At 70.1% G+C, this 24,889-nt stretch carries 20 protein-coding genes; 4 read left to right on the top strand and 16 right to left on the bottom strand.

The window, feature by feature from the left end:
* Positions 1-69 precede the first annotated feature (69 nt).
* The 6 genes from CDO81_RS16830 to CDO81_RS16805 form a co-directional block, all read right to left on the bottom strand.
* Positions 70-495: a hypothetical protein gene (locus CDO81_RS16830; RefSeq protein ID WP_088484375.1), complete on the bottom strand. Its 426-nt coding sequence runs from the start codon at positions 493-495 to the stop codon at positions 70-72.
* A gap of 24 nt (positions 496-519) precedes the next feature.
* Positions 520-3,483 carry an ATP-binding protein gene (locus tag CDO81_RS16825; RefSeq protein WP_088484374.1) on the bottom strand — a complete coding sequence of 988 codons (2,964 nt, stop codon included), beginning with the start codon at positions 3,481-3,483 and terminating at the stop codon, positions 520-522.
* A 94-nt stretch (positions 3,484-3,577) separates the two neighbouring features.
* Positions 3,578-4,828, bottom strand: a complete 1,251-nt coding sequence (locus CDO81_RS16820; RefSeq protein ID WP_088484373.1) for a hypothetical protein — start codon at positions 4,826-4,828, stop codon at positions 3,578-3,580.
* Positions 4,829-4,980: 152 nt separating this feature from the next.
* Complete coding sequence (locus CDO81_RS16815; RefSeq protein ID WP_088484372.1) at positions 4,981-5,223, bottom strand: hypothetical protein; 243 nt, start codon at positions 5,221-5,223, stop codon at positions 4,981-4,983.
* A gap of 139 nt (positions 5,224-5,362) precedes the next feature.
* Positions 5,363-7,330 (bottom strand): alpha/beta hydrolase family protein, encoded by a 1,968-nt coding sequence (locus tag CDO81_RS16810; RefSeq protein WP_158218321.1) that lies wholly within the window; start codon positions 7,328-7,330, stop codon positions 5,363-5,365.
* On the bottom strand, positions 7,327-9,324 hold the full coding sequence (locus CDO81_RS16805) for an alpha/beta hydrolase family protein (RefSeq protein ID WP_158218320.1): 1,998 nt from the start codon (positions 9,322-9,324) through the stop codon (positions 7,327-7,329). Before CDO81_RS16805 ends, CDO81_RS16810 begins: the two co-directional genes overlap by 4 nt.
* Before the next feature lie 73 nt (positions 9,325-9,397).
* Between CDO81_RS16805 and uvrA the strand changes: the two genes are divergently transcribed.
* Entirely contained in the window at positions 9,398-12,292 is a 2,895-nt protein-coding gene (gene uvrA, locus CDO81_RS16800; protein WP_088484369.1) for an excinuclease ABC subunit UvrA, read from the top strand.
* 11 nt (positions 12,293-12,303) lie between these two features.
* Here uvrA and CDO81_RS16795 read toward each other — a convergent pair whose 3' ends face one another.
* On the bottom strand, positions 12,304-13,104 hold the full coding sequence (locus tag CDO81_RS16795; protein WP_158218319.1) for an MHFG family PEP-CTERM protein: 801 nt from the start codon (positions 13,102-13,104) through the stop codon (positions 12,304-12,306).
* A gap of 227 nt (positions 13,105-13,331) precedes the next feature.
* Between CDO81_RS16795 and CDO81_RS16790 the strand changes: the two genes are divergently transcribed.
* A complete protein-coding gene (locus CDO81_RS16790; RefSeq protein ID WP_088484367.1) occupies positions 13,332-13,724 on the top strand; it encodes a response regulator in 393 nt (130 codons plus the stop codon).
* Between the two features lie 88 nt (positions 13,725-13,812).
* Here CDO81_RS16790 and CDO81_RS16785 read toward each other — a convergent pair whose 3' ends face one another.
* From CDO81_RS16785 to CDO81_RS16755, 7 genes are all read right to left on the bottom strand, one after another.
* Positions 13,813-14,262, bottom strand: a complete 450-nt coding sequence (locus CDO81_RS16785; protein ID WP_088484366.1) for an SWIB/MDM2 domain-containing protein — start codon at positions 14,260-14,262, stop codon at positions 13,813-13,815.
* Between the two features lie 256 nt (positions 14,263-14,518).
* On the bottom strand, positions 14,519-15,064 hold the full coding sequence (locus CDO81_RS16780; RefSeq protein WP_168928268.1) for a cytochrome b/b6 domain-containing protein: 546 nt from the start codon (positions 15,062-15,064) through the stop codon (positions 14,519-14,521).
* Positions 15,065-15,067: 3 nt separating this feature from the next.
* Complete coding sequence (locus CDO81_RS16775; protein WP_088484365.1) at positions 15,068-15,358, bottom strand: PepSY domain-containing protein; 291 nt, start codon at positions 15,356-15,358, stop codon at positions 15,068-15,070.
* Between the two features lie 10 nt (positions 15,359-15,368).
* Positions 15,369-16,499: an alpha-hydroxy acid oxidase gene (locus tag CDO81_RS16770; protein ID WP_088484468.1), complete on the bottom strand. Its 1,131-nt coding sequence runs from the start codon at positions 16,497-16,499 to the stop codon at positions 15,369-15,371.
* Positions 16,496-17,179: a Fe2+-dependent dioxygenase gene (locus tag CDO81_RS16765; protein WP_088484364.1), complete on the bottom strand. Its 684-nt coding sequence runs from the start codon at positions 17,177-17,179 to the stop codon at positions 16,496-16,498. The genes CDO81_RS16770 and CDO81_RS16765 overlap by 4 nt, the downstream gene beginning before the upstream one ends.
* 25 nt (positions 17,180-17,204) lie before the next feature.
* Positions 17,205-19,466 (bottom strand): TonB-dependent receptor, encoded by a 2,262-nt coding sequence (locus CDO81_RS16760; protein ID WP_088484363.1) that lies wholly within the window; start codon positions 19,464-19,466, stop codon positions 17,205-17,207.
* Between the two features lie 100 nt (positions 19,467-19,566).
* The gene (locus tag CDO81_RS16755; protein WP_088484362.1) at positions 19,567-20,316 is read right to left on the bottom strand and encodes a TonB family protein; all 750 of its coding nucleotides are present in this window, start codon (positions 20,314-20,316) and stop codon (positions 19,567-19,569) included.
* Between the two features lie 136 nt (positions 20,317-20,452).
* Between CDO81_RS16755 and CDO81_RS16750 the strand changes: the two genes are divergently transcribed.
* Positions 20,453-20,806, top strand: a complete 354-nt coding sequence (locus CDO81_RS16750) for a phage holin family protein (RefSeq protein ID WP_088484361.1) — start codon at positions 20,453-20,455, stop codon at positions 20,804-20,806.
* Positions 20,807-20,975: 169 nt separating this feature from the next.
* Here CDO81_RS16750 and CDO81_RS16745 read toward each other — a convergent pair whose 3' ends face one another.
* Complete coding sequence (locus tag CDO81_RS16745) at positions 20,976-22,568, bottom strand: M48 family metalloprotease (RefSeq protein WP_088484360.1); 1,593 nt, start codon at positions 22,566-22,568, stop codon at positions 20,976-20,978.
* Between the two features lie 87 nt (positions 22,569-22,655).
* Here CDO81_RS16745 and moaC point away from each other — a divergent pair, with 87 nt between their 5' ends.
* On the top strand, positions 22,656-23,144 hold the full coding sequence (moaC, locus tag CDO81_RS16740; protein ID WP_088484359.1) for a cyclic pyranopterin monophosphate synthase MoaC: 489 nt from the start codon (positions 22,656-22,658) through the stop codon (positions 23,142-23,144).
* A gap of 3 nt (positions 23,145-23,147) precedes the next feature.
* Here moaC and CDO81_RS16735 read toward each other — a convergent pair whose 3' ends face one another.
* Positions 23,148-24,878, bottom strand: coding sequence for a PglL family O-oligosaccharyltransferase (locus tag CDO81_RS16735; protein WP_088484358.1), 1,731 nt, complete (start codon positions 24,876-24,878; stop codon positions 23,148-23,150).
* Positions 24,879-24,889 lie beyond the last annotated feature (11 nt).

The raw sequence follows: 24,889 nt of genomic DNA, 5'->3' as shown, positions 1-24,889 counted from the left end.
GGCGGCCACCTCGTGCGCCGGAGCCACGGATTCAGGGCTTGAATTGAGGACCGTCGCCGGCCGCCCGCGCTACTTCACCTGGGTGCAGGTCTCGCTGCCGAAGTTGCCGCCCTTGAACTGCGGCTGGTAGTACCACTTGCTGAACTGCCAGCGGCCGTCGCGCGTCTTGCTGAAGCGGGCGATGCCGGTGCCGTAGTCCTGGGTGGACGGGTCGGTCAGCGCGAAGTGAATCGCCATCTGCGCGCCGTCGCTGGCCGCCTGGCCAGGGTAGCGACCGTAGCCGGGCACTTCCAGCTCGAAGCGGTAGGCGCCGTGCCGGCCGCTGCTTTGCTCACGCACGAGGGCCAGCGTGACGGTACCGGTGTAGGGGCCTTCATGGTCGTCCAGCCCTTGGCAGCTGTAGCGGCCGGAGTAGTCGGCACCCGTGTAGGGTTGGGGCGCGGCGGCCGCCAGGCTGGCGGCACCCAGGAGCAGCAGGGGAGGCAGGAGGCGCATGGTCGGGTGCAGTACCGGGTGGCGTCAAAGGGAACGGGCACGTTCCAGGAAGCCGGTCATGCCCAGCCGGGCAAACTCGGCGCGGGCCAGATCCAGCGAGGCCTGCCAGCGGTCGCCCAGCCGCAGCTCGGCTTCGACCAGGGCGGTGACGGCGGCCTCGTGGGCGGAGTTGCGCTGTTCGCCGGCGCCGCGGGCCAGGCCGAGGTAGCGCTTGGCGCGGTCGGTGTCGCCCACGCGGGCGGCCAGGCGCGCCGCGGCACGGTAGGCCATGGCGCCACCGATCCAGTCGTGCTGGCGGCCCCGCTTCAAGGCCAGCGCGACCTGGTGGCGGGCCGCACCGGCATCGCCCTGTGTGGCCAGGATGTCGGCCAGCCAGCCATGGTTGAAGCTGCTGTACAGGCCACCGCCGCGTGGCGCGAGCCAGGCAATGGCGTCGACGATGTGCTGGCGGGCGGCGGGGTCGCCGGTCTGCATCCAGGCGCCATAGGCACCCGCGGCCTGACCCATGGCGCAGGTGAACATGCTGCGCACCTGCGCGCCCACGCGGTGCGCGACCGCCGCGGCCTCACGGGCCTCGGCCCAGCGGCCCTGCCACAGCAGCACGGCCGCCCGCCAGCCCTGGATGCTGGCTTCGACGGCGTGGCCGCGGCCATCGAAGGGGGCCAGCGCCTCGGCAAAGATCTCGTGCGCGTCGCTGAAGTGACCCTGGTCGGCCAGCACATAGGCGCGGCAGCACAGCGAGTAGGCCAGGCCGATGCGGTTGGCCGAGCTCTTGCTGGCGCGGTCGCGCTGCAGGTGGATGGCCAGGTCCAGCAGGGGCAGCGCCTCGTTGTAGGCCGCCGCGGCCGCCTTGAGCTGGCCCACCGTGCCGGGCAACTGGGCCAGCAGCGCGCGATCGTTGCAGAGCTGGGCCGTCTGCACCGCAGCCTGGGCGTGGCCGAGGCTGTCTTTGGTTTCGCCCAGCGCAAAGCCGACGTAGGCCAGCCAGTATTCGGTGCGGGCGATCAGACCGGGGTCACCGTCGGCCTGGGCGAGGCTGGCGGCGTGCTTGAGCACGCGCAGGTCGTCCTGCGAGGCGTCGAACACGCAGGCCATGCCCAGGCGCTGGGCGATGTGCACCCAGCGGCGGCGGCGGTCCACGCCGTCGGGCAGGAACTCCAGCGCGGCGAGTGCGGCGCGGAACTGCTTCTTGGCGCGGTCCAGGGCCGAGGCGGCCAGGGCCTGGTCGCCGGCGGACTCCGCATGGTGGGCGGCAGCGGGCCAGTCGTTGGCGGCGGCATCGTGATAGGCGAGTTGCTCATGCAACTGGCCGTCGGGCCCGCCGTGCGACGCCAGCTCGAAGCTGATGCGTCGGTGCAGGGCTTGGCGTTCATGCAGGCCGGTGGCTTCGTAGACCACATCGCGGGTGATGCCGTGCTTGAAGCGCAGATGGCCCGGGCGCTGGTCGGGGAAGATGAAGTCTTGCGTGGCCAGGGCCAGCACCGCCGGGTGGCGCTCGCCGCAACCGGTCAGCGCCTCCAGCAGCCAGACCGGGATGACGTTGCCGATGACGGCCGCCACCCGCACGAGCTGGGCCTGCTCCGCCGGCAGGCGGCCCACGCGAGACTCCACCAGGGCGGCCAGCCAGGCCGAACTGCTCTGGCCTTCGCCCAGGCCGCCGCCGGCATCGGCCGCGGCGTGGCACAGCTCCTCGATGAAGAGCGGGTTGCCGCCGGCGTGGCGCTGCACCTCGGAGGCGATGAAGGGGTCGTGCTGCGGGAGCAGCTGCTGCACGGCACGGGCGGCTTCGGTCTCGGTCAGCGGGGGCAGCTCGATGAGCTCGGCGTCGCCGTCATGGCCGCCGGGCAGGCTGGGCTGCGGCCGGCTGGCGGTCAGCAGCAAGAGCGGCAGCCCCTGGGCCTGGGCGCTGCTGCGCAGCCGGTGCAGCAGGCGCAGCGAGGCATCGTCGGCCCACTGCAGGTCGTCGATGCACACCAGCTGGGGCGTGCGCCGCGCCAGGGCCAGCAGCAGCGCCAGCAGCGCGTCGGCGCGCTGGGCGGGTGCGCTCTGCTGCGCGGCGAAGAGCTCGGGCGGTGCGTCATGCAGGCCATCGAGCGCGCGCAGCATCTGCAGGAAAGGCTGCAGCGGCTCGGCGCTCAGATAGCTCTCGCAGTAGCCGCGGTGGATCTGCACGGGCTGGTCGGCCTGGTCGGCCGCGTGGCGCAGGAATTCCTCGGTGAGCCGCGTCTTGCCCACGCCGGCACCGGCCCGGATGCTCAGCCATAGCGTGTGGCCGGCCAGCAGGCGGCCGAGGGCGCGGTCGAGGGCGGCCAGCTCGCCGCAGCGGCCCACGAAGGGCGCCAGGCCCCGCCGCACGCTGGCCTCGAAGCGCCGGCCCACGGCCGCGCGCCCATGTACCCGGTAGGCCGCCAGCGGCGTGGCGCGGCCACGCAGCTGCAGCGAGAAGCGCGGGCCGGTCTCGAAGAACTGGCTCTGCAGGCCGAGGCTTTCTTCGCTGGCGATGATCTCGTCGGCCTTGGCGGCCTCGGACAGGCGCGCTGCGATGTTGGGGGCGTTGCCCAGCAGCTCGAAGCGGCCGCGCATCTGGTCGCCCTCGTTGACGAGCACGATGCCGGCATGGATGCCGCTGTGCAGGGTCAGGCCGGCGAAATCGGCCGGGCGCGGCCCTGGCGGCAGCAGGCCGCGCACGGCGGCGTGCAGCTCCAGCGCGGCTTCGGTGGCGCGGCGGCCATCGTCTTCGCGAGTCTCGGGGTAGCCGAAGACGGCCAGCATGCCGTCGCCCTGGATGCGTGCAATGGCGCCGCCATGGTGGGGCACGATGCGTTCGTAGAGCTCGCGCAGGCCGGCCAGCATGGCCGCGTAGTGCTCCGCCTCCATCCATTCGGCCATGGCGGTGGAGCCGCTGAGGTCCACGAACAGCAGCGTCAGCAGCCGGCGCTGGCCGGCCGCGTTGGGACTGGCGGCGAAGGAGACGGGGGACTCGGTCACAACGCCGGGATGCTAGCGGCTGTGATTGACGCCAGTGTTGAAAAGCGTGCTTTTGGAGGCGGCACTCCAGCACGCTCGGGCGCGGCGCGCGGGGTCAGGCCTGCATCGGGCTGAGATCGGTGTCCGCCGTGGTGCGTGGGGCGTCGTCGGGCAGGTCTTCCTCGCGCAGGCCCAGGTAGATGGGCTCGCCGTTGCGGCGGTGGATGTTGATCTTGGCGTTGTAGACGCGGTGGATCAACCCGTGCTTGTCGGCCATGTGGTATTCGCTGATGCCCCACAGGCCGGTCGCATCCCGGCGGCCGGTGAGGTAGCAGGCGATCTCGTCGACCTCGGAGCCGGCGAGCTTCAGGCCATTGAGGCTGCGCAGCGGCGCACGGGTGCGCTCGACGAAATCGAGGCTGTCGATGCGCACGTCCTCGCCCGTGGTCTCGTCGTGCATCAGGGTGTTGAACTTGCCCACCAGGATCTGCCCCGGCTGGGCGCGTTCGATCATGCGGGCCAGCTCGATGGTCACCTGCCCCACCAAGTAGCTGAACGACGTCGGGTTCAGGCCTTCGGACTGATAGAACTCGTAGTGCGAGCCGACATGGAAGCAGGCGCGCAGCCGCGGCACCGACTCGGGCCGCGTGGCGCGCTCGCGCGCCAGCGCGTTGTCGGCCAGGATGAACTGCATCAGCTGGTAGAGCTCGACGTTGGCCTCCACGCCGCGCATGCGGTTCCAGATGTAGAAGCCGTCGCCCGTGGTGGTGCGCGCGAAATTGATGTTGATCTCGCGGTCCAGCAGCTTGGCGTAGGCCGCGTTGACCGAACAGGACAGGCTGTTGAGCTGCACCACCTGTTGCAGCGGCGTGAGCAGCGAGAAGCCGACGGCGTCGAACAAGATGACGGCGCGGTCTTCCACCAGGCGGATGCCGTAGCGCGCGGCGATGGCGGCGATCAGCGGCAGGCCCAGGCCGCGCTCGGGCGAGAACGGCAGGCTGATGAGCTCGGGCGTGATGTCCAGCGCCGCGGCCACCGCGTCGAAGGCCTGGGCGTCCAGGTGCTCCTGGTTGGACAGCAGCTTGTCCAGCAGCTTGGTGCGGCGCGTGACCTCGGTCATCGGTAGCGTGCCGTCACCCAGCGCGTACTCGGTCAGCATCTGGTGCGGCGCGACCAGCACGCGCAGGCCACGCGGCACGGGCGTCCAGGCGTAGATGAGGTTGTCGCCGAGGTTCCAGAGCGCGTAGAGCGCCTGGTCCAGCAGGATGATGTTGTCGCGCAGCGAGGTTTCGCTCAGGCCCGGTGGGGCCGGGTAGGCCATGAAGCCATCCAGCCACGACCGGCGTTTGCGCAGCTCTTCTTTCACAAGCGGGCTCCTGTCAGTAGCCCGGATTGTCTTTCAGAGTGGCGTGAATTGTTCACGACAAGCCGACTCGTCGGCGCAGCCCGGCCGGCCGGCCTGCTGCGCCGGCGACTCGGCTCGGGTGTTTTTCGGGGTCCGCATCGTCAGATCGAGGCTCAGGCGCGGCGGGCGGTGACGGTGACGCGGGGCAGTTGCTCGACCTGGGCGACGTCGCGCACGGCGTAACCGGTCACCACGACGCGCGGCAGCTGTTGCACCTGAGCGACGGCCTGGGTGGACTTGCCGGTGATGACGACGCGCGGCAGCTTCTGGACTTCTTGCGGGGCGGCGCTGGCGGCGAAGGCGGTGAACGCGAAGGCGGCGACGGCGGCGGCTTGGATCAGGACGGTGGCTTTCATGGTGCTTCCTTTCGGGGGTTCGATCAGCGGAATTGCTGTGTCGATGGAAGCAGTTTCGGCAACCGATGCCCGCGCCGCCACGGCGCTGCGATGAACCGCCGGGCGGGCGCCGTGAGCTGCAGGCGCCCGCGATGAACGGTCAGTCGCGCGGGGCGAGATACCGCGCCAGGAAGGCCTCCGTGCGGCGCCAGGCGTCCTGCCGGTGCTCCCACTTGTAGAAGCCGTGGCCCTCGTTGGGGTAGGCGACGAATTCCGGCGGGCGCCCGGCAGCGGTGAGGGCGTCGCGCAGCTCGGTGCCGTGGGCCAGCGGCACGCGGGTGTCGAGGGCGCCGTAGAGCATCAACAGCGGGCCCTGTAGCTGGTCGACGAGTTGAATGGGAGAGTTGGCCTTGAGCAGCGCCACATCGGCCACCGGGTCGCCCAGGTAACGCGGCAGGCTGTAGGTCAGGCTCTCCTGGCCAAAGTCGGCCCAGTGGCGGGACGTCAGCTTGGTCAGGTCGGTGGGCGCCAGGCCCGCGACGGCGCAGGCCACGCGGCCACGCGAAAGCCCCATCAGCGCGGCATAGCCGCCGTAGCTGGCGCCGACGATGCACACCCGCTTGGGGTCGGTCAGGCCCTGCTTGACCGCCCAGTCGACGGCGTCGTCGAGGTCGTCCTGCATCTTCAAGCCCCACTGCTTGTCGCCAGCCCGCAGGTGCCGAACGCCGTAGCCTGCGCTGCCGCGGAAGTCAGCCTCCAGCACCAGGTAGCCGCGCGAAGCATAGAACTGCGGCTCTGCCTGCCATTCCCAGAAGTTGCCGCGCACCCAGGGGCCGCCGTGTACCAGCAGCACGGTCGGCGCCGGCCCCGGTGCGGGCAGCGCCGGGTGGGTGATGACGAGCGGCAGGCGCAGGCCGTCGCGGGCCGCCGTGCGGGCCACCTGGCGCGGGCGGCCCTCGGGCATCCAGGGCATGGACGACGCCAGGCCGGTCAGCTGGCCGGTCTCGCGGTTGAACAGGAAGTAGCGCACCGGCCGGCGGTCGCTGAAGGACGTGACCAGCACCGTGGGCACCGCCAGGCAGCGCTGGCAGCTGATCAGATTGGCCGCGCCGGGCAGGCGGCGGTCGATCTCGGCCTGCGCGGCAGCCAGCGCTGGGGCAAACCAGGCGGTTTGCGGCACATCGGCTTCGAACTGCACGCCGATCAGGTCATCGTCGTCGGCATCGCGCAGCAACTGGGGCCAGACGCTGTAGACATTGGAGCCCACCAGCCGGGTGGTCGGCGCGTCGGGCGCGAGGCTGTCCGACCGGTGCAGGGCCATGCGGCCGTTCTCGTTCACGAGCAGATAGAGCCGGCCGGCGCGGTCGATGGCCAGTGGGCGCCGGTTGGGCTCGCCGCTGGCAACTTCATGCCAGACCGCCCAGCGGCGTTCGGGCGTGCGCCAATGCACGACGCTGCCGCCGCGGCCATTCGTGCTGAAGGCGAAGGCGGGATTTCCGGCAGCATCCAGCACCCAGTTCATGACATGGTCTGGCGCGCCTTCGGTCAGCAGCTGGCGCTCGCCGGTGGCCGGATTGAGGCGGGCGAGCTCGACGTAGCTCAGCTCACCCCGGCCGTTGCCGACGTAATGGCGCAGCACCAGTTCGCCCGGGCGGGCCACGTCCGGGGCCTGGAAGAGGCTCCAATTGGCATCCAGTGCGCGCTTGGCCTGGGGCGTGTTTTCTCCGCTGCCACGGGTGGTGGGGTTGACCCACTGGCGCAGGTTGCCGCCGTTGCGGTCGAGCGTCCAGAGTCCGGCGCCGATGGCCCGGCCTTCGCCGTCCACCCGCGGCCGCACGGTGAAGGCCAGGCGCTCGTTGTCGATCCAGTAGACGCTGCGGATGTCGGCCTGGCCGAAGGCTTTCAGCGGCGTGGCCTCGTCGGGCTTGTCGGTCGCGATGACGGCCAGCGCGGTGGTCTTGCCGTCGGGGTTGACGATGGCCGCGATGTGTCGGCCGTCCGGCGACAGCACCGGCCCCGAGAAGGCCGGCGGGCGTTGGAAGTCTTCAATGCTGGGCGGCGCGGCGTGGGCGGCCTTGGCGACCAGCAGCAGGCAGAGGGAGCGTGCGAGCGTGGCGAGTGTCTTCATGGCGTGGGGGCTGTGGCAGGGCCGATGTGGCGGGCCAGGAATCGCTCGACCCGGCCCCAGAAATCCTGGTTCGTCTTCAGGTTGAACCAGCCGTGGCCTTCGTCGGGGTAGACCACCCATTCCAGCGGCTGGTCGGCGCGCAGCGCGGCCTTCATTTCGGTGCCGTGCTTCAGCGGCACGCGGCGGTCTTCGCCGCCGTAGGCCATCAGCAGCGGCAGGCGGATCTCGCTGGCGCGGCGCAGCGGCGACGTGGCTTTGATCTGGGCGGCATCCGCGTCGGGGTCGGCCACCAGGCGCTTCATGCCGTAGTCCTTCCACTCGTCGCTCATGTCGCTCCAGCTGATGCTGCTCATCAGGCCGATGTCGGTGACCCCGACCCAGTTGACCGCGCACTTGAAGAGGTCGGCTTGGGTGATCGCGCCCATCAGCGCGGCATAGCCGCCGTAGCTGGCGCCCATGATGCAGGCGCGCTGGGGGTCGGCCCAGCCTTGCTTCACGGCCCAGGCGAGGGTGTCGGCGAGGTCGTCCTGCATGGCCAGGCCCCATTGCTTCCAGCCGGCGCGGAAGTGCGCGAAGCCGTAGCCGGTGCTGCCGCGGAACTCCGGTTCCAGCACCAGGTAACCGCGGCTGGCCAGGAACTGGGCGTCGCGCTCCCACGACCAGTGGGTGCCGCGCACATAGGGGCCGCCGTGCACCAGGACGACCGTGGGCGCGGGGCCCTTGAGGCCGCCGGCTGGCTGGGTGACGAGCACCGGCAGCGCCAGGCCGTCGCGGGCCTTGACGCGGTGGTAGTCGCGCTGGCCCATGGCGGCCACGGGCAGGTCGGGCCGGCTGCCGGCCAGCGGCTGGAGCTGCCGGTCGGCCGTGGCGTACAGGAAGTACAGCGGCGGGCGCTGGTCAGACAGCGAGGTGACGATCAGGTGGCTGGCCGCCACGCAGCGCAGGCATTCGATGAGGTTGACGCTGCCCGGCAGCCGGGCGTCGATGGCGGCCTGGTGCTCGCGCATGGTCTTGTCGAGCCAGGCGGTGCCGGGCGCGTCGGTCTCGTAGCGCACGCCCAGCAGCCGGCCGGTGCCGGGTTCGGTGATCAGCTGGCCGGTGAAGTCGTAGCCGGGCGTGGAGACGAGGGGCTGGGCCTCGGCGCGGCCGGTCTCGGGGTCGAGGCGGAACAGCGCCGTGTAGCCGCCCGCGCTCTGCTGGCCCAGCATCTGGCCGTCCGGCCCGAGCCAGACGGGCACCGGGTGCTGGCGGGCCTGCGGGTCGTCCTCGAACCAGGGCTGCCAGCGGCCGGCGTCATCGCGCCGGTACAGGCGGCTGCGGCCGTCCTTGAGCGTGTCGATGATGCGCGGCTCGCCGCGCCAGTCGAGCACCCAGCCCCAGCTGTTGTCCGGGATGCCCTCGCTCAGCGTGCGCGTCAGGCCGGTTCGGGTGTCCAGCCGCGCCAGCTGCAGGCCGGCGCCCCGCTCGTTCATCCAGGGCCGGCGGGCGACGATGACCTCGGCACCGTCCAGCCCGGGCGGCACGCTGTGCAGCACCCAGTTCACCTCCAGGCGCCGGTCGGCGATCAGCGTGGCGCCCGTGACGAAGGGCTTGTCGGTCTTGATCAGCTGGCGCAACTGGCTGCCATCGCGGTCGATGGCCCACAGGCCCTGGCCGGCGACGCGGGTGGTGCCGTCGGGCGAGTCGGACACGTCGAACACCAGGCGGTCTTCGCTGATCCAGTGGTGGTGGGCGATGTCGGCGTCATGGAAGCCGGCGATGAACTTCGGCGGGGCCAGGGTCTGCAGGTCGAGCACGGCCAGCCACATCCGGTCGTCCTTGCCGGCCGCCTGGATGGCGAGATAGCGGCCGCTCGGGCTGAGCTTGGGGGCGCGCACGGCGGCGCGTTTGAAGAAGGCCGTGGCGCTGGGTGGCGCCTCCGCGGCGGCTGCCGCAGGGGCGGGCCCGAGTGCGGCGGTCAGTGCAAGTGCGGCGGCAGCCAGGCAGTTCTTCATGCACACAAGGGCGGTCGTGGAGACCGGAACATTGTGGCGGCCTATCATGGCCGGTTCGCTTGTGAAAACTGCCATGGCGCTTCCGGACCTGCCCGAGTCGAAATTCATCCGCGTGCGCGGCGCGCGCACCCACAACCTGAAAAACATCGATGTTGACCTCCCGCGACATGCGCTGGTGGTTATCACGGGGTTGTCGGGCTCGGGCAAGTCCTCCCTCGCGTTTGACACGCTCTACGCCGAAGGGCAGCGCCGCTATGTGGAGAGCTTGTCGAGCTACGCGCGGCAGTTCCTGCAGCTGATGGACAAGCCCGATGTGGACGTCATCGAGGGTCTGTCGCCGGCCATCTCCATCGAGCAGAAGGCCACCAGCCACAACCCGCGTTCCACCGTCGGCACCGTCACCGAGATCCACGACTACCTGCGCCTGCTCTATGCCCGCGCTGGTACGCCGTTCTGCCCTGACCACGACCTGCCGCTGGAGGCGCAGTCGGTCAGCCAGATGGTGGATGCGGTGCTGGCCATGCCGGATGAGAGCAAGCTGATGCTGCTGGCGCCGGTGGTGCGCGACCGCAAGGGCGAGTTCGTCGAGCTCTTCCAGGACTTGCAGGCCCAGGGCTATGTGCGCTTCCGCGTGGATGGCGTGACGGTCGAGGTGCCCGACCTGCCGGCGCTGAAGAAGGCCGAGAAGCACGACATCGACGTCGTCATCGACCGCATCAAGCTGCGCCACGACGGGGCTGACGCGCTGCGCCAGCGCCTGGCCGAGAGCTTCGAGGCCGCGCTGCGCCTGGCCGATGGACGCGCGCTGGTCATGAACATGGATTCCAGCGACACCACGCTGTTCTCCAGCAAGTTCGCCTGCCCGGTCTGCTCCTACTCGCTGCCCGAGCTGGAGCCGCGGCTGTTCTCGTTCAACTCGCCGGTGGGCGCCTGCCCGAGCTGCGAGGGCCTGGGCCAGGTGACGGTGTTCGACGAAGACCGCGTGGTGGCCTTCCCCACGCTGAGCCTGGCCAGCGGTGCGGTGAAGGGCTGGGACCGCCGCAACCCCTACACCTTCTCCATGCTGGAGGCGGTGGCCGCGCATTACGCTTTCGATGTGGAAGCGCCCTGGGAGAGCCTGTCCGCCGAGGTGCAGCGCGTGCTGCTGCACGGCTCGGGCGAGACCGAGATCGCCTTCACCTACCAGGCCGAATCGGCCAGCGGCAAGAAGCGCTCGGTCAAGCGCAGCCACCCGTTCGAGGGCATCCTGCCCAACCTGCAGCGCCGCTACAAGGAGACCGACTCCGCCGCCGTGCGTGAGGACCTGGCGCGCTACATGGCCGCCAAGCCCTGCCCCGCCTGCGAGGGCTCGCGCCTGCGCCGCGAGGCGCGCAACGTCGTGCTGCAACCGGCCGATGCCGCGCCCGGCACGCGCGGCCGGCCGATCTACCAGGTCGAGCATTCGACGCTGCGCGAGTGCCTGGACTATTTCGAGGGCCTCAAGCTCAAGGGCAACAAGGCGGAGATCGGCGACAAGGTCATCCGCGAGATCGCGTCGCGCCTGCGCTTCCTGAACGACGTGGGCCTGAACTACCTGAGCCTGGACCGCAGCGCCGACACCTTGTCGGGCGGTGAGGCCCAGCGCATCCGCCTGGCCAGCCAGATCGGCTCGGGCCTGACCGGCGTGATGTACGTGCTCGACGAACCCAGCATCGGCCTGCACCAGCGCGACAACGACCGGCTGATTGCCACGTTGCGCCGGCTGCGCGACCTGGGCAACTCGGTGCTGGTGGTGGAGCACGACGAAGATGCCATCCGTGCCGCCGACTGGGTGCTGGACCTGGGCCCGGGCGCCGGCGTGCATGGCGGCCGCGTGATGTCGCAGGGCACGCCCGAGCAGGTCGCGGCCGATCCGAACTCCCTCACCGGGCGCTACTTGAGCGGCGCGGCCCGCATCGAGGTGCCGGCGCGGCGTCACCCGCCGGTGGACGGGCAGCAACTGCGCATCGTCAATGCACGCGGCAACAACCTCAAGGGCGTGACGGTGGAAATCCCGGTCGGCCTGTTGACCTGCGTGACCGGCGTCTCCGGCTCCGGCAAGAGCACGCTGGTGAACGACACGCTGTACGCGGCGGTCGCCAAGAAGCTCTACCAGAGCCATGCCGACCCTGCCGAGCACGACACCATCGAGGGCCTGGAGGCCTTCGACAAGGTCATCAACGTCGACCAGAGCCCCATCGGGCGCACGCCGCGCTCCAACCCGGCCACCTACACCGGCCTGTTCACGCCCATCCGCGAGCTGTTCGCCGAGATGCCCACGGCGCGCGAGCGCGGCTACGGCGCGGGCCGCTTCAGCTTCAACGTGGCCGGCGGGCGCTGCGAGGCCTGCCAGGGCGACGGTGTGCTCAAGGTCGAGATGCACTTCCTGCCGGACGTGTACGTGCCGTGTGACGTCTGCCAGGGCCGGCGCTACAACCGCGAGACGCTGGAGGTCCTCTACAAGGGCAAGAACATCACCGACGTGCTGAACATGACGGTGGAGGATGCCTACGAGCTGTTCAACGCGGTGCCGACGCTCGCGCGCAAGCTGCAGACGCTGCTGGACGTGGGCCTGGGCTATGTGAAGCTGGGCCAGAGCGCGACCACGCTCTCCGGCGGCGAGGCGCAGCGGGTGAAGCTGGCGCTCGAGCTCTCCAAGCGCGACACCGGCCGCACGCTCTACATCCTGGACGAGCCCACCACCGGCCTGCACTTCGCCGACATCGCGCTGCTGCTGAAGGTGCTGCACCAGCTGCGCGACGCGGGCAACACCATCGTCGTCATCGAGCACAACCTGGACGTCATCAAGACGGCCGACTGGCTCGTCGACATGGGCCCCGAGGGCGGCGCGGGCGGCGGCACGATGCTGGTGGCCGGCACGCCGGAAGACGTGGCCGCCTGCGAGGCCAGCCACACCGGGCGCTATCTGGCGCCGCTGCTGAAGCGTTGATCAGGCGCTGATCAGCGCCGCTGGCGCGCGCGGAACATCACCACCAGCAGGCCCAGGGCAATCATGGCCCAGGTGCCCGGCTCGGGCACGGCCGGCACCGGGTCGCCTGGCAGCGGGCCTTCCGCGGTGGAGACGCGGCCCGGCGGCAGCGACGGCATGCCGAGGTTCACGCCCGGCCCCGGGCTGGGTACCGTGGCGGGCGTGGGGGCCGTGCCGCCCGGCAGGCTGAAGCTGCTGCCAGCAGGCGTGCTGCTCAGCGCGGGCACACCCGAGGCCGAGGCGAAGGTCTCGGGCGCCGCCATCGGGCCGGCGGCCGGCGGGTCGAACTCCAGCGGTGCGGTGTCCTCGCTGGCGCGCGTGGATGAGACGACGTTGGTGGCCTGGGCCGGGGCCACGGCCACGGGCTTGTCCAGCCGGCGGATGCGGCTCACATTGCGGCAGACGGTGGGCACGAGGATGCACTGGCCGTCCTCGCAGTAGACGAGGCCGCGCTCTTGCGTGGTCGCGGTCCACTTGCTGCGGGTCACGGTGCGGCAGACGGCACCGGGGCCGAAATGCATGTCGCGGATCTCCGGCGCATAGGCCGCCTGGCCCTGGATGCGGTCGCGCTCGATGAGGGCGATGTCGTCATAGCTGCGCGCCTTCATGCGGGCCTTGAGCTTCTGGCGCGTGGCGACGGGGATGTCGGCGTAGCGGTCGACGGCCGCGACGACGTCACCCATGAAGGGGTTGACGCCGGGACGGTCCCAGCTGCACTGGGGCAGCGTGGCACCGGCGGATACAGCAAGGGCAAACGTGGCGAGCAACGACATGGGCAGTCCGGGCGATCCAAAAACATGGCGCCCGGGAGGGGGCGCCATGTCCCTAATACTAGGGAGGAATCAACCGATGTTGGGGACGCCCTCCCGCGAAGAGGGGGGTGGTTGCGGGTGAGATAAATCACGCGCGCTGCGTGAACCAGCCGTCGCCGGGCCAGGTCTTGCCGCCAGGGCTTGCTGCTATCGTGCCGGCGGCCCATCCGCAGTACCCTGATCCCGCCATGCCAGAACGTGCCGCACCGCTGGTGCTCTACGTCGAAGACGACCGCATCCACCTCATCCTGATGGAAGAGGTTTTTCGCCTGTTGCCCGGCTGGGCCTTGCGCTGCGCCGAAACCGGTGCCGAGGCCCTGGCCGCTCTGGCGGAGTGCCGGCCCATGCTGGCCCTGGTGGACATGCACCTGCCCGACATGACCGGCCTGGAGCTCATCACCCACGCGCGTGCCGACGCGGCCCTGGCGCCCGCGCTGCAAGGTCTGCGCTGGGTGGCCCTGTCGGCCGACGACCCCGGCAGCGTGGTGCGTGCCGCGCGCGAGGCCGGTTTCGACGACTACTGGCTCAAGCCCATCGATGTGCCCAAGCTCCAGGCTGCGCTGCAGCGGCTGATCGGCTGAACGCCATCCCGCTCGCCGACGAGCGGGCAATAAAAAAGCCCGGCAGAGCCGGGCTTCGCTTCTCGCAGGCCGCTTGCGCGGCGCCGCATCACTTCAGGTGGCTGTTGATCAGCTTGGTCATCTCGAACATGTCGGCCTTGGCCTTGCCGAAGATCTCCTTCAGCTTGGCGTCGGCGTTGATGACGCGCTTTTGCAGCTCGTCCTGCAGCTTGTTCTTCTTGATGTATTCCCAGACCTTCTTGGTCACGTCGGTGCGCGGCAGCGGAGCCGAGCCGACGATGGCTGCCAGGGCAGCAGAGGGGGTCAGGGCCTTCATGAAGGCGGCGTTGGGGGTGCGCTTCTTGGCGGGAGCAGCGGCCTTCTTGGCCGGCGCAGCCTTCTTGGCGGGCGTGGCGGCCTTCTTGGCCGGTGCTGCCTTCTTGGCGGCCGGGGCCTTTGCAGGCGCTGCCGCCTTCTTGGCCGGAGCGGCCTTCTTTGCCGCTGTCTTGGCCGGGGCGGCCTTCTTCGCGGGCGCGGCCTTCTTAGTCGCAGTTGCCATGTCGATTCACTCCATCAAAAGTTGTTGATGTGCCGGGTCCGGGTGAAGGCCGCGTAAGCCTTCAATACTCTCTAGCACCCTGCGTCGGCGATGGTACTGCGCTCCCTGGGGAAAAAGAAGGCTTTCATAGAGGGGATGACCCGCACAGGCCCATGAAATCGGACCTTTGAGGCCTCGCATGTCGCGAGGCCGCATCATTCGGGGCCTCTGAGCGGCCTCGAGGCATGCATGGCGTGCGCGGCGCGCGGGGCTCGACTCAGTCGATATCTCCGGGCTGAGGCGCGCGTTTGGCGCCGCTGAACATCGCGCCGACGAGGTTCTCGCGATGCCGCCAGCTCGTCATCGCGACCCCGCCAAGATGAGCCGTGACGAGGGCCACGATGGCCCAGGCCAAGCCTGCGTGCAGGTCCGACAGCCACTCATAACCCCACAGCCAATCGGTCGTGTAGAGCCAGCCGGTGAGCGCCAGCGCCGCAGCGGTGGCCCACAGGGCGAGCACCATCCAGCCCCCGAGCGGGTTGTGGCCGATGTAGCGCGGCTCGTCTCCGGCGCGCAGCGCGCGGGCATAGGCCAGCACCTGGCGAGGGCTGCGCACGAACTGCGACAGGCGCGCATAGCGGCTGCCGCGAATGCCCCAGACCAGCCGCAGCACCACGGCCGCAGCGGCGACGTAGCCGGCGGTGTGATGCCAGTCGTCGAAATGGCTGGGTGGCCAGTGGCCGCTGATCAGGCCGGTGGCCACGGCGGCGGCCAGCGTCCAGTGCAGAACACGCACCAGCGCGTCCCAGACGCGGATGCGCATCGCTTACTTCGCGGCTTGGGCAGCCGGCTGTTCGCCTTCAGGGTAGACGCGCTCGAAGGTCTTGGGGTTGAAGAAGACCTCGGCCTTCTTGCCTTGGGCGTCGAAGCCATAGACCTCGTAGCAGCCGTTGTAGTTCTGGACCTTGCGGACCTTCCAGCCTTCGGTTTCGAGCTTCTTCTGCAGCTCCATCTGCGGCTTCTTCTCTTCCTTGGGCATGGCCGGGCAGGAGACGTTGCCGTGCGCGAAGGCGGCGGTGGCGCTGAGCGCCAGGGCGAGGGCGAGGAGGTGCTTCATGGAAAGTCCTTCAACGGAAGTAGGCAGGAAAGGAGCCGGGCCAGAGCAGTTCGGGGCTGGCCTCGGCGAGGGTCTTGCAGCCGGAGAGCGCCATGGCGATCTCGAGTTCGTCGCGCAGCAGTCGCAGCGCATGCGCCACGCCGAGCGCGCCGCTGGCGGCCAGCGCATGCACGTAGGGGCGGCCCAGCAGCACGGCGTCGGCGCCCAGGGCCATGGCCTTGAGCACATCGGTGCCGCGGCGGATGCCGCCGTCGACCAGCAGCGGCACCTCGGGCCCCAGGGCCGCACGCAGCGGCGGCAGCAGCGCGGCGGTGGGCGGCAGGGTGTCGAGGGCGCGGCCGCCGTGGTTGGACACGATGAAGCCCGTCACGCCGCGGTCCAGGGCCTCGCGGGCATCGCCGATGTGGGTCACGCCCTTGAGCAACAGCGGCAAGGGGCTGGTCGCGCGCAGCCAGTCGATCTCGCGCCAGGTGGCCGCGCGCGGCATCAGGCCGTCGAACAGCACGCTCTGGCCGGGCTGCAGGTCCAGCGGCTTCTTGCGGCCGCCGAGGTTCACGGCGCGGATGTGGTCTGGCAGCTGGTAACCCGCGCGGCGCTCCCGATCGCGGGCGCCGTGCACCGGCGCGTCCACCGTCAGCACCAGGGCCTGGAAGCCGGCGGCCTGCACGCGCTGCAGCAGGTCGCGCATGAAGTCGCGGTCGTCGCGCCAGTAGAGCTGGAACCACAGCGGCCCGGCGGTGGCGTCGGCGAGCATCGGCGTGGCCACGGCCTGCATGTCGATGCTGGCCTGCGCGCTCAGGATGAGTCCCGCCTCCTGGGCCGCCGCCGCATGCGCGACGGCCAGCTCGCCATCGGCATGAAAGAGCCGCTGGTAGGCGATGGGCGCCAGCAGGATGGGGTGGCGCAGCGTGCGGCCGAGCAGGTTCACGCGGGTGTGGCCGCCGGCCAGGTCGCGCAGCACGCGCGGCTGCAGCTGGATCGCGTCCCACGCCGCCCGGTTGGCGCGCAGCGTGATCTCGTCCGCCGCGCCGCCGTTCAGATACGCCCAGGCCTGGGCGTCGACCCGTGCCTGCGCCGCGGGCTCGAAGTCGGCCAGATTCGCCAGGCCTTCGGGCAGGGACTCGATGCGCGGGGTGCTCACGTGTCGGCCCACATGCGCAGGAGGTTGTGATACGTGCCGGTGATTTGAACAAGCTCCGGCGTCTCGCCCAGTTCGGTGCGCAGCGCCATGAGGCTCATGTCCATCTCGTAGAGCAGGCGGCGCTGCTCGTCGCCGCGCACCATGCTCTCGATCCAGAAGAAGCTGGCCAGGCGCGCGCCGCGCGTGACCGGCTCGACGCGGTGCACGCTGGTGCCGGGGTAGACCACCATGTCGCCGGCGGCCAGCTTCACGCGCTGCTCGCCGAAGGTGGTGTCGATGACGAGGTCGCCGCCGTCGTAGTCGGCGGGGTCGCTCAGGAAGAGGGTGCAGGAGATGTCGGTGCGCACCCGCTGCGTGCCGCCGGGCAGGTAGCGCACCGCCTGGTCGACATGGTTGCCGTAGGTGTTGGTGGCGCCGCCATAGCGGTTGAACTGCGGCGGCAGCACGCGCTTGGGCAGCGTGGCCGAGAAGAACAACGGGTGGCGGTCCAGCGCCTGCAGCACCAGGGCCTGCAGTTCGCGATGCTGGTCGCTGCCGGGGCTGAGCTGTTCATTGTTCTTGACCTGCGCGGCCTGGCGGCCGGCGGTGCTGCGGCCATCGCTCCAGGGCGCGGCAGCCAGCAGCGCGCGGGCACGGGCGACGCCATCCGCGTCGAGGATCTGGGGGATCTTCAGCAGCATGGCGTGGCTCGGCTCGCGGTCAGGGTCAGAACTTGTAGGTGCCGGTCAGGCTCGTGACGCGCCCCGTGCCCGGCACGTAGAAGCTCGTGTAGAGCTGGTCGGCGTAGAGCTTGTTGGCGATGTTGCTGACGTAGAGCTTGAAGCTCAGCTGGTCAGGCACCACCGTGTATTCGGCCATCACGTCGGCGGTGACGAACTTGGGCGCGTAGATGTTGGCCGGGTTGCGGTTGGGCGTCTGGCCGCTGCGGGCGTTGACACCGGCGCCCAGGCGCAGCTGCGGCAGCACCTGGTAGGCCGTCCACAGGCTGCCGGAGTAGCGCGGCGTCAGCGACGGACGCTGGCCCTGCAGCTCGCCGCCGGTGGCGCTGGAGATGTCGATCTTGGCGACCGGGATCCAGGTGAAGTTGCCGAAGACTTCCCAGGCCGGCGTGATGCGGCCCGCCACGTCGAAGTCCAGGCCAGCCGCGTGGCGCTTGCCCGACAGCGTCACCACGTTGGCGTTCAGCGGGTCGGTGTTGCGCTCGTGCAGCTTGGTGTTGCGGAAGGCGCTGGCACGCAGGCTCAGGCGGCCGTCGGCGCTGTCCCACTTGGCACCCAGCTCGACGTTGACGGACTTCTCCGGCGGGATGTCCTGGTTGGCGGCGTTCAGCGAATAGGCATCACCCGAGGTGTTGAAGGAGGTCGCGCCCATCAGATGGAAGGACCATTGCGCATCCGGCTGGAACAGCACCGCGCCGCGCTTGCTGACCTCGGAGACCTTCATCTGGTAGGTGCTGGTCGTGACCGGGGTCAGCGCATTGGTCGGCACGGCGTAGGTGTCGTAGTCACCCTTGAGGTGGTCGTAGCGCAGGCCGGCCAGCACCTTCCACATCGGGGCCACTTCGATCATGTCCTGCACGTAGCCGCCGTAAGCGTCGGACACATACGCGCTGGTCTTGCGGTAGCTGCGCAGGCTCTCGTCGATGCTGGCGCCGTCGCTCGGCGAGCCGATGGTGGTGTTGGGGCGCGTCGGCACGATGCCACCCTGCGCGGCCGTGATCTGGCCGAACACCTGCTTCTTCTCCTTGGCGAAGTCCACGCCGGCTTGCAGCGTGTGCTTGAAGCCCAGGGCGTCAAAGCGCGTGCTCAGGTCGCTCTGGGCGGTGACCGTCTGCATGTCCTGCTTCTTGGGCTGGAAGCCGCGGGTGAGCACGGTGGCGTTGCTGAGCGTGTCCAGCGACACGACCTGCCCACCCGGCTGCTGGGCCGCAGCCGCGAAGTTCCACAGCGTGGCCCGCTGGTCGCGGGTGTACTCGGCATAGCGCACCTTGGTCACCACCTCGGTGTCCTTGGAGAAGCGGTGTGTGTGCGAGAGCATGCCGTAGTAGGCCGTGCCCTTGTTGAAGTCGCTGGCCAGGCCGTAGTAGGCGTCGGGGTCGAGCTTGGTGTTGAGCTTGTTGGCGACGGTGTCGGTCGGGCTCTGGCGCATCCAGCGCACGCCGTAGTTGATTCCGTTGTCGTTCTGCAGACCGTACAGCGTGATGCCGAACTCATCGGTCTCGTCCACGCCGTAGCGGTAGTTCAGGCCGATGCCGCGCTTGTCGATCTTGGAGCCGGCGCCGTTGCTGTCGGCGGTGTTGGTCATGGCGCTGACGCGTAGGCCCGAGGTTTCGCCGGTGCGCTTGTCGAAGTCGACCACGGCGCGGATGGCGCCGTGGCTGCCCACGGTCACGTCGATCTGGTTCTGGTCGGCGAGCTGGGCTTGCTTGGTCACCTGGTTGACAGCGCCGCCCGTGGAGCCGCGCCCGAACAGCAGCGAGGCCGAGCCACGCAGCAGCTCGATCTTGTCGAGGAAGAAGGTGTCGCGGTCGTAGAACGCCGGGTCACGCATGCCGTCGATGAAGATGTCGCCGGTGCTCTGCAGCGAGATGCCGTGCACCTTGACGTCTTCCTCGCCGCCTTCGGCCGCCTGGAAGCTGATGCCGGCAGTGTTCTTCAGCACTTCCTTGACGTTGCTGAAGTTGCGGTCGTCCATCACCTTCTCGGTGATGACCGTGAGCGACTGCGGAATGTCGCGGATGTCCTGCTTGCCCTTGCCGATGCGGGTTTCGGTGGCCTGGTAGTCGTCCTTGCCCTGCTTCTCGGCGCTGGCGCGGGCGCGCACGGTGGGCAGCACGTTGTCTTCCTTGGCCGGTGCCGGGGCCGTCTGGGCCAGCGCGGCCGAGGCCAGGCCGAAGCCGGCGGCCAGGGCGCCCAGCGGCAGCAGTGGCATCAGCGGCCGCGTGGCCTTCTTGTTCTTGCGGGACATGGAACTTCTCTCCAGTGAATCGTGATGAATAGGCATGGCTTTGCCCACGGCGGCGCAAGGCGCAGCGCAGGGCATGGCTACTCGGGAAACGGGGTCAGGCTCAGCGGTCGACTTCGTAGGACATCGGGGCGATGACCTCCCATTCGATGGGCTGGCCGTTCTCGGTCTGTGGGGCGAAGCGGGCGCTGCGCATGTCTTGCAGCGCCTGTTCGTCCAGGCGGGCGAAGCCGGAGGACTTCGCGAGCGTGATGTCCTTGGGCATGCCGTTGACGTCCACCACCACGCGCAGGTGCACCACACCGGATTCGCGCAGCCGCTTGGACATCAGCGGCACCGTCATGCGCGGCTCGCGCACATAGCGCACGGCGCTGGCCGGGATGCGCTTGATCGACGGCGGCGCCGGGGGCGGCACGACCAGCGCGACTGGCGCTGGCGTGGGGGCGGCCTGGACCGGCGCGGGTGGCGGCGGTGGCGGCAGGGCCGCGACGACGGGCGACGGCGCAGGCGCTGCGGCGATGGCGATCAGTGGCGGTTCGATCATCGTCACCGTCGGTGCCTTCATGTCGGGCAGCGCCGTCGGCACGGGTTGTTGCGGCTTGGGCGGCTCGGCCGGCGCCACCAGGCGCACGACGACCGGCGCGACGCGCGCCACGGTCTTGCGCACGTCCTGCATGTGGCTCAGGCCCCAGAAGGCCAGCAGGTGCAAGCCAGCGATGCCGACGAGCAGCAGCCGGCGACTGCGCGGCGCCTCACCGAAGCGTGCCGGGTTCTCCGTGGCCGGCGCACGCAGCACGCCGACGCGCGCAGGGGCGGCGACCGGGGTGGGGGCGACAAAGGCAAGGGGTTTCACGGGAGCTTCCAGCAGCGAGAAGCAAAAATATTAACACGAATGCGAACGATTCCTATTTGAATGCCATGGCGCTTGTGGGTCCGATCCGACGGTCAGCCGACACCAGCCCGACCGCATCGCCCGATATGCTCGGGCCATGAAGATCCTCACCCGTTGGTTGCTGCTCGCCGGGGCGCTGCTGCTCGTGGCGCACCTCTACCCAGGCGTCGTCGTGACGAGCTTCACCTCGGCGCTGATCGCGGCGCTGGTGCTGGGCCTGCTCAATACGCTGCTGCGGCCCATCCTCGTGCTGCTGACGCTGCCGGTGACGGTGCTGAGCCTGGGGCTCTTCCTGTTCGTCATCAACGCGCTGGTGTTCTGGGCCGCTGCCACCCTGCTCGACGGCCTCGCCGTGACCGGCTTCGGCGCCGCGCTGATCGGCTCGCTGATCTACAGCCTGTGCGGCATGGTCATCGACGTCGTCATCGAGCGGCTGTTCCCATCGGATTGACGTCAAAGCGCGCGCAACGCTGACTCCCCTTCGCCGCCACCGGCCGCTCACTCCCCCAGAAAGGCGCGCGAAGCGCCGCCGCCCCTCTAGCGGCCGCCGTGGATCCGGCTTTGCCGGTCCACCAGCGGCGCCCCCTCGAGGGGGCCGGCGAAGCCGGTAGGGGGTGGGCCTAATTCGGCAGTTCTGCGTCCGGCGGGATGTAGCGGCCGCGGTACATCTCGGCGAGCAGGGCCTGGCGCTCGTAGACCAGGGTGCGCAGCCGCGCATCGATGACCGAGGCCTCGACCTGGTCGGCATCCGGCCCGCGAGACTGGCGCAGGCCCGAGCGCAGGCGGTCGATCGCGCCGTTGAGGTCGCCCGCCGCGGCGTAGACCTCGGCCTGGGCCCGTACCGCGCGCAGCGGCTGGTTGAGCCTCTGCCAGACCAGGGCAAGCTGCGACCACGCGAAGGAATCCTTGGGCTGCAGGCTCACATGCGTCTGCAGCGCCTCGGCCGATTCACGCACCGCCGCCTCGCCTGCGCCTGGCACCAGCGACAGCGCCACGCGCTCCATCAGCATCGGGCGGGACTTTTCGCCCTGCAGGCTGTCCAGCGCGGCCATGCCGTCCATCGGGCGGCCGCGGGCCTGGGCCAGTTCGGCGCGCAGATAGGTCAGCTGCCGGCGAGCCGCGGCCATCTCGCTGGGGCTCGGGTTGATCAGCTGCAGCGTCACGTCGGCGCTGCGCAGCGTGGCCTCGGCACGGTCGAAGTTGCGCAGCTTGATGGAGGCCAGGGTCGCGGCGTAGCGTGCCCCCAGCTGCTCGTAGCCGCCACTGTCGCGGAGGTTGCGGGCGCCGGCGTCATAGTTCTCCAGCACCTTCCAGGCGTCCACGCGCGGGTCCATCAGCACGCGGGCGCGGGCGGCCATCAAGGCATGCTCGGCCAAGCCACGCGGGCGCGCGAAGGGCTCCAGCGCGAGCCGGGTGCGCGCGTCGCCAATACGCTCGCTCGTCAGCGGGTGGGAGCGCAGGTAGGGAAACGACCCGTTGTCCATCAGGTGGTAGGCCTGGTCCATGCGCTCGAACATGCTGACCATGCCGCTGCCGGCAAAGCCGGCTTCCACCAGCACGTTGAAGCCCACGCGGTCGGCCTCGCGCTCCATGTCGCGCGAGAAGTTCAGCGACATCTGTGTGGCTGCCGCCTGCCCGCCGACGATGCCGGCGTTGGCCAGGTCGATGTTGCCGCGCGAGGCGGCCAGCACGCCCAGCAGCAGGCCGGCGATGGCGATCATGCTGTTCTTGGAGTCGCCCGCGATGCGCCGTGCGATGTGGCGCTGCGTGACGTGGGAGATTTCGTGCGCCAGCACAGACGCGAGCTCATCGCGCGACACGGTCATCGCGATCAGCCCCAGGTGCGTGCCCACGAAGCCACCGGGCAGCGCGAACGCGTTGACCGATTTGTCTTCCACCAGGAAAGACTCCCAGGCAAAGCGGGCCTGGATGTCTTCGCCGATGTGGCCGAGCTTGCGCGAGGCGGCCACCAGCGGCTGGAAGATGCCGTCCATGTACTCCTGCAGCAGCGGGTCCTGTACGACGGCGGGGTCCAGGCGAATCTGGCGCATGTAGCGCTCGCCCAGCTGCCGCTCATCGTTGACGTCCAGGTCCTGTGACACCGAGTCGCCGAGGGCGGGCAGGTTGACCTGGGCGTTCAGCGGCGCGCCGGGCAGGCCCAGCGTGGCAGCGGCGAGCAGGCTGAGCAGGGGACGTTGCAGGAACTTCTTCATCGGGCGGGGCGGCAGGCCTTGGCAACCGCGCACTTCAGGGCGACCCTCCTATGATGCCTGCAACCGCTTGCCCCAATGTTTCCAGGCATGACCTCTCCCCTCACCCATTTTGATGCCCAAGGCCAGGCCCACATGGTGGACGTGTCGGCCAAGGCGGAGACCCACCGCGTGGCCGTGGCTGCCGGCGAGATCCGCATGAAGCCCGAGACCTTCGCGCTGATCGCCAGCGGCAGCGCCAAGAAGGGCGATGTGCTCGGCGTGGCGCGCGTTGCGGCCATCCAGGGGGCCAAGCGTTGCAGCGACCTGGTGCCGTTGTGCCACCCGCTGCCCATCACCCGCGTCGCCGTGGACTTCGAACTCGACGAACCGAACAGCCGCGTGCACTGCCGCGCGCAGGTCGAGACCCTGGGCCGCACCGGTGTCGAGATGGAGGCGCTGTGCGCCGTGCAGGTTGGCCTGCTGACCGTCTACGACATGTGCAAGGCCGCCGACCGCGGCATGGTCATCAGCAACGTGCGGGTGCTGGAGAAGCAGGGCGGGAAGTCGGGCGAGTGGCGGGCTGAACTCGCAGAGTAGCCCTCAGCGCAGCGACCGCCAGTCCACCACGCCCGAGGCCGGCGTGCACTGCGGCATGGGCGGCGCGGAGGCAGCCTCCTCGCAGCTGGCGAACCAGTTGTCGCCCGTCGGGTTGCGGAATTCGCGCAGCCGGTCGGCCACGAAGCGCGCGCCTTGGACGTCGCCCGTGGCTTCCAGTGAGCGCGACCAGTGCATCAGCAGCCGCGCATCGATGAGGCTGAACGCCGTGCGGCGCGTGGCCGCCAGGGCGAGCTTGCCGGGCGGAAAGCTCGTGGCGGCGGCGTAGTCGGCGTGATGGCTGAAGAACACCGAACGCTGGCCTTCGGCGATGCGCTGGTTGAGGGACTTGGCCTCGTCCGGCGGCGCGTAGATCACGACCACGCGCTGGTAGTCCCACACCGCGAACAGGCTGCCCGCGATGAGCAGCGCCCCCGCCAGCTGCCAAGGCAGCGCCGGCGCGGGTGATGTGCGGCCGTCATCGGCCGGCAGGGCCAGGCCGAGAGCGAAGCAGGCCGGCAGCAGGAAGTAGGCATACCAGAGCGGGTACTCGAGCAGGCTGTGCAGGCCGATGGTCAGCACGATCATCAGTGCCGCGCGGCGCAGCAGGGCGTCGTCGCCTTCGGCCTTCACCGCACCGCGGGCGGCTCGCCACAGCGCCCAGCCCAGCAGCCCCAGCACCAGGCCCGCCCACGGCAGGCCGAGCTCGACGGCCAGCTGCGACGGCAGGTTGTGCGTGTGGTCGAAGAAGGCGATCGGCCGGTTCGGGAAGGGCGTGAGGCTCCAGGCGAAGTTGAACTCGCCCCAGCCAACGCCGAACCAGGGGTTGGCGCGGGTCAGGTCCCAGGCATCGCGCAGGATGGCCAGGCGAGAGGGCGAGCCCGCCCCTTCGGACAGGCGCGAGGCCGCGCCGAAGGCATGCCCGCTCTCGGCGGACCACAGCGCCATCAGCCACCAGCTGACGCCGAGCATGAGCGGCGTCGCCAGCAGGGCCAGGCGTGCGCTGCGTGACAGGCGCCGGTCGACGATGCCCCACACCGCCAGCATGCCGATGCCGATGAAGCCGGTGCGCGAGGCGCTCAACACCACCGTGAACACGCAGGCGAACAGCAGCGGCCCCAAGGCTGCACGCCAGCCCCGGCGCTCGGTGATGAAGACCGCTGCGACCGCGGCCCACATCATCAGGCTGGCCAGGTGGTTGGGCTGGCGCAGGTTGCTCACGGCGCGGCCGGGGATGCCCGAGCGGGCAATGACGCTGCCGTCGGCCCAGCCAGGTGCAAAGACCTGCACCAGGCTGATCGCGATGCTGAACCCACCGGCCACCAGCAGGCCCCAGCACAGGGCCTCGGCGGCGAGGCTGCGCTGCTCGCGGCGCACGCCCTGGGCCAGCATCAGCACCGCGAGGGCGGCGCCCAGCACGGCGGCGGCTTCCAGGCCGAGCGAGGACGGCAGGCCGCGCCAGATCACGGACGTCAGCGGGGCGATGAAGAGCAGGGCCAGCGCCAGGGCGGCCGGGCTGCCCGCACCGCGCAGCCAGCCGGGCGATTGGCGGGCCCACAGCAGCAGCGCGAAACCCCAGCCCGACAAGGCGAGCAGCTGGTTGTAGAGCGTGGCCGCCGGGGTCTGGTTGTAGGCCAGCAGGGGCGGCAGCGCGGCGGCGATGACGATCGCCAACAGCGCCCCGGGCTCGATCGGCTCAGCGGAGAGAGATGGCAGGGAAGGCGGCGCAGAAGACATGGGCGCGCATC

The organism is Roseateles puraquae, assembly GCF_002205845.1.
In the GTDB taxonomy this organism is placed as follows: domain Bacteria; phylum Pseudomonadota; class Gammaproteobacteria; order Burkholderiales; family Burkholderiaceae_C; genus Pelomonas; species Pelomonas puraquae.
Note: the sequence above shows the minus strand (reverse complement) of the source record. Positions and strands in the feature narration are given on the sequence as shown.